This is a genomic window from Paenibacillus mesophilus (assembly GCF_005938385.1).
GTDB classification, from domain to species: domain Bacteria; phylum Bacillota; class Bacilli; order Paenibacillales; family NBRC-103111; genus Paenibacillus_AB; species Paenibacillus_AB mesophilus.
The window spans coordinates 15,934-28,943 of the sequence record NZ_VCRA01000050.1 but is presented as its reverse complement, the minus strand read 5'-3'; the positions used below and the strand labels follow the sequence as shown (position 1 = coordinate 28,943).

At 48.8% G+C, this 13,010-nt stretch carries 7 protein-coding genes; all 7 read left to right on the top strand.

The annotated features are described in order from the left end of the window. Positions 1-520: 520 nt before the first annotated feature. The 7 genes from FE783_RS35940 to FE783_RS35910 all read left to right on the top strand — a co-directional run bounded on the left by FE783_RS35940 (position 521) and on the right by FE783_RS35910 (position 12,491). Positions 521-2,806 (top strand): helix-turn-helix domain-containing protein, encoded by a 2,286-nt coding sequence (locus tag FE783_RS35940; protein WP_238403400.1) that lies wholly within the window; start codon positions 521-523, stop codon positions 2,804-2,806. A gap of 273 nt (positions 2,807-3,079) precedes the next feature. Continuing rightward, a complete protein-coding gene (locus FE783_RS35935; protein WP_238403399.1) occupies positions 3,080-4,009 on the top strand; it encodes an ABC transporter permease in 930 nt (309 codons plus the stop codon). Continuing rightward, the gene (locus tag FE783_RS35930; protein ID WP_138884226.1) at positions 4,009-4,875 is read left to right on the top strand and encodes a carbohydrate ABC transporter permease; all 867 of its coding nucleotides are present in this window, start codon (positions 4,009-4,011) and stop codon (positions 4,873-4,875) included. The genes FE783_RS35935 and FE783_RS35930 overlap by 1 nt, the downstream gene beginning before the upstream one ends. A 79-nt stretch (positions 4,876-4,954) precedes the next feature. Then, positions 4,955-6,556 (top strand): extracellular solute-binding protein, encoded by a 1,602-nt coding sequence (locus FE783_RS35925; RefSeq protein ID WP_138884225.1) that lies wholly within the window; start codon positions 4,955-4,957, stop codon positions 6,554-6,556. Positions 6,557-6,746: 190 nt separating this feature from the next. Then, positions 6,747-7,223: a glycosyl hydrolase family 28-related protein gene (locus tag FE783_RS35920; RefSeq protein ID WP_158302226.1), complete on the top strand. Its 477-nt coding sequence runs from the start codon at positions 6,747-6,749 to the stop codon at positions 7,221-7,223. Between the two features lie 26 nt (positions 7,224-7,249). Further along, entirely contained in the window at positions 7,250-8,812 is a 1,563-nt protein-coding gene (locus FE783_RS35915; RefSeq protein WP_138884223.1) for a glycosyl hydrolase family 28-related protein, read from the top strand. A 28-nt stretch (positions 8,813-8,840) separates the two neighbouring features. Continuing rightward, positions 8,841-12,491 carry an OmpL47-type beta-barrel domain-containing protein gene (locus FE783_RS35910; RefSeq protein WP_138884222.1) on the top strand — a complete coding sequence of 1,217 codons (3,651 nt, stop codon included), beginning with the start codon at positions 8,841-8,843 and terminating at the stop codon, positions 12,489-12,491. Positions 12,492-13,010 lie beyond the last annotated feature (519 nt).

Sequence of the window (13,010 nt, the reverse complement as noted above, 5' to 3'; positions counted from 1 at the left end):
GTACGCTTTTTCCTTGCTGGCACCAAAAAAACAAACGGCACAGGGCTTTTTCCCATGCCGTTTCCAATTCCATTTTTATTCCTGGTCTTGTCTTTGAGCTTAACTTAATGACATTGGCCTATGGGTCTGTCTTTTTTTTGATCCGAGGTAGTTAATTGCTTCACGCGACGACATGAACACGTACATCCAGCGTAACGGTGAGATAGGTCGTGCTCATATGGGGCGAAATGTTTTGTTAGTCATTTTTGCTGTCCTAGTTTTTTTAACGTTTCAGAATGTTTAAGTTCGCTAAAGCGTTAAAGCGAACAGCGACATTATGTACCAAGAGAAACTTCCGCTAAATCGCGGTCGCTCATCCTTGAAATACGTCGATAGACGTTTTTCTTATATGAAACTGCTTGCACTGCTTGTGGGCTTACTGTCTGATTGAAACGGAGTATGGTATGATAGACTTGTTCTTGTTCGCGCGCAGGCTGCCTGACCGATCGAGCCGTCAAAGGGAGGGTTGGAGCGGTTGTCAATGTGGTCCTGGATCAAACGGGGGTCATTCAAAAGAAAAATTTTCGGGTACATGTTTCTGCTCAGTATCGTACCGCTTCTGGTGCTCGGTACGTTCTCGACGCTAAATACGGCGAAAGTCGTGCAGAAAGAGGTGGACCACAACCATCAGATCATCCTGCGCCAGTTTCAGTATCAGATCAACGATTTTCTCAAAAAGCTGGAAAGCGCTTCACTCCAGTTGGCCAGCAATATCGTCATCGAAAAATCGGTCAAAACAGGCCTGGCTTCTTCCGATCTCTCGCAAACGTTCGCGGCGATCGATACGTTGCAGAAGCTGAGAACGTATTCGGATATCAATCTGGACGTTTCGCTGATTTACACCAAATTCCAGAAAGTATTTTCGACGAAAGACGGCTATATCAATCAGGCGGATTTCGCTTATAACGAGCTCGTGAAGCGTACGGGATATAAATACGACAGGGCTACGATCATTCCGCCGAATCAGGCGCAAGGCTTGAACGAATTGCTGGTCGTTCGGCCTGTTCCGACATTCAATGAGGTAGCGCCGGACGGCGTAGTGGTCATCCATGTCCAGACAGAGAGGCTGATCGAGCTGTTCAATCAGGCGCAGCTGGGCGAGGGACGCAAGCTGCTCGTTATCGACGACAAGGGAACGATCGTGATGAGCCAGGATTCGCGAGAGCTCGGCTCGAAGCTTACGCCATCCTCGGAGCTGTACAGTTTCTGGCAAAATCCGGAGTCGTTTGCGACGGCATTCACGCTGGACGGCATCCACTACAATTTGTCTTCGCAAAAATCCGCGATGAATCAGTGGACGTATATCGCGTTGACGCCCACGAAGGAGCTGTCCCGCAAATCGGACAATATCAAGTACGTGACGTGGAGTCTGGTCGGACTGCTTGCGCTTTTATGGCTTCTGCTTTCCCTGATCGGCTCGAACCGGTTATACCATCCGATTCAACGGTTGCTCCACAAGTTCTCCAGCGACGATAAACCGGGACGGGGCAATAAGGATGGCCTGGAAGCGCTCGACTCGATTTATCAGCATATGGCGAAGGCCAATGAACGACTGAGAAGCGAATTGAGCGAACAGATGCCATTCTGGAAGGAAGCCTTCGTTCAGCAGCTGCTGCGCGGCGAAATGAGCGAAGCCGATATTCGCGGTAAATTGGAGCAGCATAGTGTACCGTTGCGCGGCGCCTATTTCTACGTATGTCTCGTCGATGTGGACGAGTACGGTCGTTTCAAGCAGCAGTATTTGGAAAATGACCGTGCCCTGCTGTTATACGCGCTTCGTAAAATGGTTGAGGAAATTGCCGAAGAGTCATTTTCCTGTATGACCGCTTCGCCGATTCCCGGGCAGGTCGCCATTATCGCCGGGGTCGATAAAGCAAATGAGACAACGGATCAAGCGCTGGAGGCGCTTGCCGACGAGTTCCGGTCGAAGGTCCGGCAATATTTTCAATTTACCGTAACCGTCTCGGTCAGCAGAGCGAAGCGGGGGTATGGCGGCATCGGAGAGGCTTGCCAGGAAGCGTTGGACCTGCTCGGCTACCGGCTGCTCATGGGGCATGATGTCAACATTTCGCAGCGTGTGATCGAACCGTCGATCCGACAGTCGAGCTCATCGCTGCTGCACGGCCAGAAGAAAATCGTCATGGCGCTGGCCAAAGGCGATCTGGATGAAGCGAACGCTCAGTTGGAGCAAATGATGCATATCGTTCCACAATACGTTCATAACTCGGAAACTGCGCTCGGCTTATTCGCTTATTTATTGGGTGAGCTTGATTATTTGCTGCAGGAATGGGGCCAAGCGCCCCGCGAATGGTTCGAGAAAGACCTGTATAAACAATTGTACGGGATGAAATCGCTGAATGAAGTGAAGGAATGGCTGAAACAGTCCGTATTCCCGCAAGCGGTGCAAGCTTTGCAGGACGCTAATTTGCCCAAGCGCACAAAGTTGGTTCAGCATGCGCTCTTCTATATTCGCGAGCATCTCGAAACGGATCTGTCGCTGCAGCAGGTGGCGGATACGATTCAGGTTTCGCCGTCGCAGTTCAGCCGGATGTTCAAAGAAGAAACCGGTCTCGCGTTTGGCGACTATGTGATTGAGCAGCGGATGGAGAAAGCAAAGGAATGGCTCGCCCGCACCGAAATGCCGATTAAGGATATTGCAGAGCGGCTCCGGTATACGACGGTGCAAAACTTTACACGTATTTTTAAGCAAGTGACTGATGTGCCTCCCGGACAATACCGCAAGCAATTTCGACATCAGGAAGATTAAACGAAAGATCGAATACAACTCTTATACGCGTTATTAAGGCTTTCCGGCGGCTACGGGAAGCCTTTTTTCTTTTCATGCGGCGATTTTATCTTTATATGTACGGGCGGGGGGAAGTGATAATTGCCATTAAAACGGGGGAGGATTATGGTGAATGCAGCGGTTGCGCCAGACAACCTGCGAAACCGACAAGAACAAACAGGCCAAAAACAAACAGAACAAAGAAAGGGGTTGCTTCAACTGGACACGACAACCAGGGTCCGCCATGCCGGGCGCTTGCAAGCGCAGCCGGACAGGGCACGCGGCGGGCTGGCGAGAAAAATATGGAAGGACCGCTATCTGCTGCTCATCGGTCTTCCGGGATTGCTGTATTTTATCGTCTACAAATATATCCCGATGGCCGGGCTTGTCCTTGCTTTCAACGATTTTAATCCGTTTCAAGGACTGTTTCACAGCCCGTGGGTAGGGTTCAAGCATTTTCAAACGATTTTCGAAAATAAAGAAGTCGTACGTGTGCTGTGGAATACGTTCAACATCTCCTTCTTGCAGATCGTGTTCGCTTTTCCGGCGCCGATTATATTGGCGCTAATGCTGAACGAAGTGCGGAATCAGCTATTCAAGCGGCTTGTGCAGTCGATCGTCTACTTGCCGCATTTTTTGTCCTGGGTCGTCGTCGTGGGCATTTGCGTCGTCTTTCTGAAGGGGAACGGACTCGTCAATCATTTCCTTAAAGATACGTTCGGAATGGAAGCGATACCATTTCTCACCGATCCGGCGTATTTCAAGCCGCTTTTGATCGCGCAAGTCATCTGGAAGGAAGCGGGCTGGGGAACGATTATTTTTTTGGCAGCGCTTGCCGGAGTCAATCCGCAGCTGTATGAGGCGGCTATCGTCGATGGAGCGGGAAGATGGCGGCAAATATGGCATATTACGCTGCCGGCGATTCGCGGCACAATCGTGATCCTGCTTATTTTGCGGCTGGGCAGTGTCATGGACGTCGGTTTCGAGCAAATTTATTTGATGCTGAATCCGTTTACACGGGAAGTCGGCGATGTGCTTGACACATACGTTTATGTGAAAGGTGTACAGAAAGCGGATTACAGCTTCGCGACGGCAGTTGGTCTGTTTAAAGGGCTGGTCAGCCTCGTGCTCGTGACGGGCGCCAATTATTTGGCGAAGCGCTTCGGCGAGGAGGGCATGTTCTGATGCGGCATAAATCGACAGCGAATGTTTTGTTCAACGGCATCAATGCTTTGTTGCTATCAGTGGTTGCCCTCGTCATGATGGTTCCGTTCCTGTATGTGTTTACGATCTCGTTCTCGACGTACAAGGAATTTTTGCAGAGCGAGTTTATGCTGTTCCCCAAAACCTGGGTGACGACCTCTTACGCGTACATTCTCAACTCCAAACCGTTTATCCGGTCGATCGGCGTGACGGTTGAGCTGACGGTGATCGGGACGATCGTCAACTTGCTGTTTACGACTACGCTGGCTTATATGCTTTCGCGGCAAGTATTTGCCCAGAGGACGATCATGTTCCTCGTCGTATTCACGCTGCTGTTCTCCGCAGGGATGATCCCGACTTATTTGGTCGTCAAAGAGACGGGACTGCTGAATTCCATTTGGGCGCTCATTTTACCGGTTGCGATCAGTCCTTATTATTTGATTGTTATGCGTCAGTTTTTTCTCAGCATCCCGGAGGAAATCAGGGAAGCGGCCGTTATTGACGGCGCAAACGATTTGAACGTTTTTGCGAGAATCATTTTACCGTTGTCCAAGCCGGCGCTGGCCGCATTCGGGCTGTTTTACGCCGTAGCGCACTGGAACAATTATTTTACCGGGCTGCTCTATTTGAATAACCCGGAATTATGGCCGATTCAAGTTGTGCTCAGGCAGATCGTCGTCGTAGGCGAGCCGCAAGCGAGTCTGGAGATGGCAACGGAGTATGCGCCTCCTGCGGAGACGGTTCAAATGGCCGCCATTGTGCTGGCTACGATTCCGATTCTCCTCTTGTATCCGTTTCTGCAAAAGCATTTTGCGAAAGGGGTGATGCTTGGCTCCGTAAAAGGATAATGGTTTCGCAACAGCTCGAAGCTTGACAAACGCAAGAGAATATTTGACGATCATGGGGATCATTAGACGGAGGGGTAGCATGAACATGAGAAAAATGGCATTTGCAGCGGGGATCGCCGCTTTGTCGGTCAGTGTGGCAGCATGCGGATCGGACACTACAGGGAAAACTTCGCCTTCGCCGAGCGGAGGCGGACAATCGGCAAGCGTCAATCCGAGCGAAGCGCCTAAAAAATTTACGATAACGACGCTCGATTACCGCTACGCCGGAGCGTTGCCTCCTGCAAACGGACGCGGCATCGAGATGATCAACCAGAAGTTCAATATCAATTATAAGCCTCAGTTCGTCATCGTCACCGATTATTTGCAAAAGCTGAGCGCAACGGTTGCTTCGGGGGAATTGCCAGACGTCATCACGCTCAATAGCCATCAAGATCCTCAATATCTCAAATGGGTGAAGCAGGGCGCATTTTTGCCGCTGAACGATGTTTTGGACAAATACGAGTCGTTTAAGCTGATTCCGGAAAACGTCCGCAAAGCGGTGACGATCGACGGTAAAATATACGGCCTGCCGGCATACTTCCCGCTGAACTATCAGCTGTCGCCGATGATCCGGCAAGACTGGCTCGATAATCTCGGTCTGAAAATGCCGACAAGCTACGAGGAATTAAAAGAGGTCGCAATCGCGTTCGCAACGAAGGACCCGGACAAGAACGGCAAGAACGATACGTACGGCCTCGCGATGTCGCAATACATTAACCCGCCTTTTGGGATGGGCGCTTATTGGGATTTCCTCGCTTGGTATCATAAGGATAAAGAGGGCAACTATATTCCAGGCATCATTTCGGAGGCGCGCAAGGAGCAGATTACGTGGCTGGCCGACCTTTACAAGAAAGGCGCCGCTACGCCAGATTTTGCGGTGATGAACTGGGGGCAGACGAACAAGGAATTTTACGGGGGCAAGGCTGGCATCTTTATCGGGGGGCCGCGCGGCATGAGCGACACGTTTGCGCAAGGTTTGGTCGATGTCGCGCCGGGCGCAAAGCTCGTGCCAATCCCGCCGTTCAAGGCGCCGGACGGTTCGCAAGGATTTACAGCGCATCAGGGATTTTACGGGATTACGCTGTTTAACGCGAAGCTTGCCCAGGAGCCTGAGAAGCTAAAGCGAATTCTCGAAATGCATGATTTCAGCATGAAGTTTTACTCGCTCGAGCAGCAGAACGCGGGCAATAAAGATTTCGATTGGATCACAGGTAATGAAGGACAAGGCTATAAAGTAGAGAATGGCGCGGTCAAGAAAGAAAGCGCCGAGAAAGGTCTGAAGCCGGCGGATTATTTGCCGAATGCGGTGCCGTGGGCGCCGAGCGACCAAGCAAATGCTTACTCTAAAATGTACAAAGTGCCTGTCCTTGCAGAACTTGCCGCCAAATACGAGAAGATGCATGCCGATACGAAGCATTATTTCAATCCGGTAAACGCGGTATTCTCAGAAACGAGATTAACCAAAGAGGACGAGCTTACGATGTACATGTACGAGGAACAAACGAAAATGATTTACGGCCAGCGTCCGATTTCCGACTGGGACAATCTTGTAAAGGAATGGAAGAGCAAGGGCGGCGAGCAAATGATCAAAGAGGTGAACGATGCCTTGAAGGCCGCCAATGTCAAAGGCGAATGGAAATAAACATGGCCGGCCGATAAGGCCGATACGTTTGACTAACGAAGGACTGTCCACATAGGGCAGTCCGACAGTCAAACACGGCCATATGCAAGAAGCAACTATTCCGGTTGGATGTTAACTTTGTTTTTGTAAGCGCATTCTTATATTCAGTATGGGCAAATACGAGACACTCCAAATAAGGAGGAGAGGTTACATGGAAAACCAAACGCCTATCAGCAGAAGAAAGCTTCTGGCCGCCATTGGAATCGCTGGCACGGCCGTCGCAGTCAAGGGGGTGCTAAATGCCGCTCCTGTTTTAGGCAAGGAAGAAACGGTCACGAATCGCGTGTACAGCGAAAAGGACAGACTTACCCTCCGTCCGTTTGCCGAGCCGGACTGGCTCCATGTGAAAAGACTGGGGCTGATGGGAGACGGGGCGATAGACGATGCGCCGGCACTGCGAGGGTTTTTGCAGCGTGTTTCCCCGGAAGAGGCGACTCTTTACGTACCGAAAGGCATGTATCGGATCGCAAGCGATCTTGCTGTACCGGCGAATATTCACTTCGTGATGGACAGAGGAGCGAAGTGGGCCCCGGATGCCGGAGTTACGCTCACCTTTCATGGCTCGATCACGGCAGGCTCTTATCAGATTTTCGCGGGACAAGGCACCGTTTTGCAAAAATACCGGTAAGAAAAACATGGAAGGGCGTGATTGAGATGATTTTTGATGTGATGCAATATGGAGCGGTTGGCGACGGAGTAACGGACGACACGGCTACTATTCAGAATGCGATCAATGCGGCTATCGCCGCAGGGGGCGGTATCGTCTATTTCCCGCCGGGAATGACGTATATGGTCTCGATGTTGAACATCCAGCACGGCTTAACCATCGACGGATATGGGGCAACCATCAAACGGCTTCCCAATCAAACCAAATGGACACGGACGTTTACGACTTACCACGGCACGTATCAAGGTTACAAAGGTCCGGTGGATTCGGCTCCTTTAATCATCAGGGGACTCACGCTCGACGGGAACCGGGCCAATCAGGGAAGCTATACCAGTTACGAATTGGAGCAAGCGCATCTGGTGTTTCTGAGCGGACATCCTGCGGAAAAGGGGAAGCTGCGCGTCATAATCGAAGATTGTCTCTTCAAGGAATGCGTGGCGGATGCGGTCAGCGTCTGGAAAAATACGTCGGTGAAAATATCCAACTGTACGGCGGAAAACTGCTTTCGCGGCTCTGTGGTCGTTACAGGCGGGTATTCGGATGTCCAGGTGACGAATTTGAAAGCATTTGGCGATGTGCACCCAACCGGTATCGACATCGAGATCGACAGCGCCGGCTATGGATCATCAATGCGGACCGAGATCACGATGGACAACATTGATTTGGCAGGCGATTTCGATGTCGCGATTAAGGAGGGCTCGATGTTTCTTGGCTCGAAAATGATATGCAAAAGCCCGCCGTTTAATTTGTACGCGGTCGATTCGATGGTGAAAATATCCGATTCCGTCTTTCATGTCGGCGTCAAAACCGGTACAGCCAACCGGTTGTTTGCTCCGTATGACGTTACGTTTGAAAATTGCACGTTTTATGCGGACGATGCCTCTTCGGACCCTAGCGGGACATGGGTGGCAGGAGACCATGAAATCGCCTGCATCAATGTTTATCCGTACGGCAAGACGAACCAAACGTTAAAATTGCTCAACTGCGACTTTAAAGCGGCCGCCAGCGTGGAAGCAACCGACACGTTATACGCTGTTTACCTGGAAGCCGATCTGCTCCAATCGAACAACCGGATTATTTTGGACGGCTGCTCGGTATCAAATGCTTTCGATTATGGGGTGTATGTGAAGCAGGGCGGCAATATCGCCGTCAAGAACTCAAGACTGCAAGCCAATACGAGCTTTAATCTCGGTCTTTCCGCGTATGGCTACGACTTCAATGTTGTGCTGGATGGGGTTGAGGCGGTAAATCCTGCGACTTTACTGCAAATCGTGAGCAGCTCACCCACGAGCAAATTGACCGCGTTGAACGTAATGATCGATGAATCGATCAATCTGCTGAAGACGACCTACGGACTGAAAAACAACGTTTATGCCGGAGGACGAACGATATTGGGAAACAGTACGCCGATCGGGCGCTCCGTTCCAGGACTCTTGAACGACGTGTTTCGCCTGAAAACTCCGGTTCCCGGACAGCCGTTTGAATGGATTTGTACGGATTCTCATCAGTTGGCTGCTACGTGGAAGGTGAAAACAACGATCGGAGTATAATGCTGACTCGTATAAGGGAGGAAATATTATGCCAAAGGCACTTGTTAAAGGTTTGTCACGATTTCTGTGCTTAGTGATATTTGTGGCTTGTTTACCGCAAATGGCATTCGCTGCAACAGCAATTGAAGAAGGAAGTGCAATATTCCTGGAGAATGAATATCTAAAACTTAAGATTGTTTCACACGGCAAAGAGGGTGGAGTAAACAAGGGAGGCGTTATTTCAAGTCTTATCTATAAGCCTACCGGGCTTGACTTAACCGGTATGGTAAATGCGGATCGAGGAGGATTGTTAAGGGAACGGATCCCGCCGATTGCAGATTTATGGGCGGAGTTGACGTACGAAGCGGAAATCGTTGTCAATACGGAGGATCGGGTTACCGCTTTGGTTAAATCGATACCCTCCGATAAAAGTAAAGGGGTAGAGACAAAAAAATACATCACGCTGCGAAAAGGCAGCACTTCCATAGAGACGAAGTGGGAAATTACGAATAATGGCAGTAAAAATTTCGCCATCACGCCGTGGCTTTGGAATAACGTGATCCCAGGTAAAACAGAAGCAGCAAATTATTATTTCCCAACGAATAAGGAGGGCCTATATAAAAATGCTCCGAGTTTATCTAAGCCGCCCACTCGCAATTGGCTTGGAGCAATAGATGAAAAAAATGGCATAAGCATCTCTTTTATTGCGGATTACAATAAACTTGCCATGAATTACACGTGGCTGGGTCGTTCTGCCGGCTATACGACGCAAGAATGGCTGTATACGACAATTGACTTGGCACCCGGCGAAAGTTGGGATACCACCTTTTATACGAATGTAGTGCCTTTGCAAAAAGAAAATGACCTTGCCTATGCATCACCGGAAGTTACCGTCGGCATCAAGAAATGGAAGGGATTAAAGGCGGAAACAGAAAACACCCTTGAAATTGTTTTAAGTTCAGTCGAGGCTATGGGCAATGCGGAAATGGAGATCGAAATAACAGGTCCTGACGGTTATACATTTACCGCTCCTGATAAATTTAACGTGAACCTCAGTAATGCAACCCCGGCTACGATTAATTGGACCTGGACGCCTCCTCAAGAAGGGGTTTATCTACTGAAAGCCGGTCTATATAAAGGCGGAATAAAACAACAGTTAGGTAAATCACTGCAAAATCCATCCCCCGATATTGAAATTCCATTGGTCGCAGGTACATATGCTGAGGATACGATTTTATTTCCTGCATGGCCTAGAAAAAGTAGTGGAGGCGGGGGATCCGAACAAAGGAAAATTTCCGGTGCGATCTTATCGAAAGAAACCGATATGGTTGTTTGGAGTGTACCCAGTTTAGAGAAAATATTTTTGGACGATATCGTGGATTTGGAAAATAGCCCGGTCAAAGAACAGGTAACTGTTGATCTGGCCAAGAGGGAACGAGAAGCCTTTCAGGTAGTGCTTTCTCCTGAGAAAGGTAAAGATTTTAACGGTTCCTATGTTACTTTTGGTGAATTTAAGAATGAAAAGGGGAATCTTTTACCTGAAGGAAGTCTAACCTATAATCCTGTAGGTTATGTTCGCACAGAATTAGGTTCCCGTTTTGACCCTACAATACGTACAGGTTATTGGCCTGATCCCTTATTGGAGACCAAGAAGTTTGATGTAAAAGGCGGACAGAATACGCCAATTTGGATTACGGTTTATACTGCCCCCAATGTTGAAGAAGGTATTTACAAAGGTAATTTGACAATAAAGACTGACGCAGAGACAATCGTTACCCTGCCCATGAGCATCAATGTGTGGTCTTTTTCGCTGCCTGAAATGCCTAAGCTAAAAACAGCTTTGGATATTAGAAATGTACCTGCCCAGCAGATTGATTTATATATAGATAATTTCCTCGAACATAGGATTACTCCCAGAATAGCATTGCGTTACCCTTCAGTTGCAAGCTTAAAACAGGATACTGATTTTGTTCAGTTCGATGCTAAAATGGAGCGCTTATTAAAAAAAGGCTTGAATACTCTTAGTGTTGGTAGAGATCTATACACCGATCCGGAATTAGCCAAAAAATTTGTTGAACACCTAAAGGCAAAGGGCTGGCTGGATATGGCATATGTTTATTTGACGGATGAACCTACGGAAGAGACATTTCCCGCAGTGAAAGAGCTGGCAGCAAAATGGAAAGCTATTGTGCCGGAATTGAAAATAATGATTACAACGTATCCAAAGGAAAAGCTGGTAGGTGCGGTAGACTTATGGACTGTACCTGGAATGAATGACGACCCTCAAGAGGCAAAAAAGGCTTTGGAACGCGGCGAAGAGCTGTGGTGGTATCATACAGACCCTCTGCATCCGCAGGCTAATTTTTTAATAGATATGCCTGCAGTAGATGCGAGAGCAGCATTTTGGCAAAGTTGGCAAGGATTTATAAATAAGGGCTATACAGGGTTTCTTTATGCGTGGTCTACATGGGCTGGTAAGGAAGATCCCTGGAAAATAACCGGTCCCTTCTTTTATAGAAATGGGCTCGAATCCCAGATTTACCCCAGTCCTAACGGTCCGGTAAATTCGATTCGATGGGAAGTTATGAGGGATGGTGTAGAAGACTATGATTATTGTTCTCTACTCTGGGATTTGTTGCAGAGGGTAGAGAAAGAAATGCCGGGAAAGGTAAATGAAAAGGAAATTGTAAAGGCAAAAAACCTTCTTGAATTTCCTGTTCCGTTAACCGATTATGTAGGGAAACAAAACATCGTTGAGGAAACGGGGAAGTGGAGAAAAGAGGTTGCAGAGTCTATTATCACCATAACCGCTATGATCAAGGATACGCAGCCGCCCGTGACATCGGCTCAATTGCAGGGCACGCAGGTCAACGGCTGGTATACGAACGATGTCACCCTCGTGTTGTCGGCGGCCGACGCCATCTCGCAGGTCGCGAAGACGGAGTATAGCCTCGATGACGGAAGCGTGTGGCAGCTCTACACGGCGCCGGTGCCGTTCGATCGGGACGGTCGGTACAACGTCAGCTACCGGTCTACGGACAGCGCAGGGAATGTGGAGTCGGCAAAGCGCATCAGCTTCGAGATCGACAAGACGGCACCGATTACTACGGCATCCGTCAGCGAAATCGACGGTCTGAACGGTTGGCACGTATCGAATCCGACGGTTACGCTCGCGGCATACGATAGCGGTTCCGGGGCAGCCCAAACGTTATATCGGATCAACGGCGGTTCATGGCTGACCTATACGCAGCCGGTCGTTATTGCGGATGAAGGGATCCATAACTTCGAGTTCAAAAGCATCGATAGAGCCGGCAATGAGGAAGCTGTGCAATCGAGGACGAATAAGCTCGACAAAACCCCGCCAACGCTTCATGTCGTGCTGGACAAAACCGTGCTGTGGCCTGCCAATCATAAGATGGTTACCGTAACGGCCTCCGTATATGCCGACGATGCGATTTCTCAAATCGATTCCGTCGTGTTGACCTCCATAACGAGCGACGAACCGGTCGAGCCGCAAGTAGATATTGAAGCACAGTATGGCACACTGGTTCTTCCCTTTATGCTTCGGGCAGAACGGTCGGGTTCAGGCTCCGGGCGCATTTATACGATAACGTACACGGCTACGGATAAAGCGGGGAATAAGACATCCGCTTCGGCAACTGTAAAAGTTCCCCACGATCAATCGGAGAACAACAAATAGTCGGTCAAGTAGCTAATAGGGAGTGGGGAGTGTGCGTTTCAGGCAAGTGTATCTCGATTTTCATAATGACGGCAGCGTGCCAATCGGAACGCGCTTTTCGAAAACTCAGTTCCAGCAGCAATGACTAAAGAATTGTAGATTTTCTCATTCTTCAAGAATAGTTAATAGGCTCTTATACAAGACTTGTTTTTCTAGTCGTATAAAATGTGGATTAGTAATAAAAAATGCTTACCGTTGGATTTCAACGGCAAGCATTTTTTTGTGTGTTCTATACGGACAGAGGTAATTAGAATGGAGTATTTGTGAATATTAAACTCATGTATAAATATACATTTCACCTTCTGAGGATATTCTCATCAATTCTGAAAATTTGACCTTCTTCAGTAAATCCTGGGTATTAGAATTCTCAATACCCAAAATCCGTCTTGTCAAACGTTGGTTACAGCCTCGTAAATTGCTGTTCATTTGAATGAAGTCGGACCCTTTCTTCAGTTTGTAAATGAACTTCATCTCATAAAT

Coding starts and splice junctions, on each gene's coding strand:
- FE783_RS35930 (WP_138884226.1), top strand. CDS start 4,009: ATGCGGCATAAATCGACAGCGAATGTTTTGTTCAACGGCATCAATGCT.
- FE783_RS35940 (WP_238403400.1), top strand. CDS start 521: ATGTGGTCCTGGATCAAACGGGGGTCATTCAAAAGAAAAATTTTCGGG.
- FE783_RS35925 (WP_138884225.1), top strand. CDS start 4,955: ATGAACATGAGAAAAATGGCATTTGCAGCGGGGATCGCCGCTTTGTCG.
- FE783_RS35910 (WP_138884222.1), top strand. CDS start 8,841: ATGCCAAAGGCACTTGTTAAAGGTTTGTCACGATTTCTGTGCTTAGTG.
- FE783_RS35915 (WP_138884223.1), top strand. CDS start 7,250: ATGATTTTTGATGTGATGCAATATGGAGCGGTTGGCGACGGAGTAACG.
- FE783_RS35920 (WP_158302226.1), top strand. CDS start 6,747: ATGGAAAACCAAACGCCTATCAGCAGAAGAAAGCTTCTGGCCGCCATT.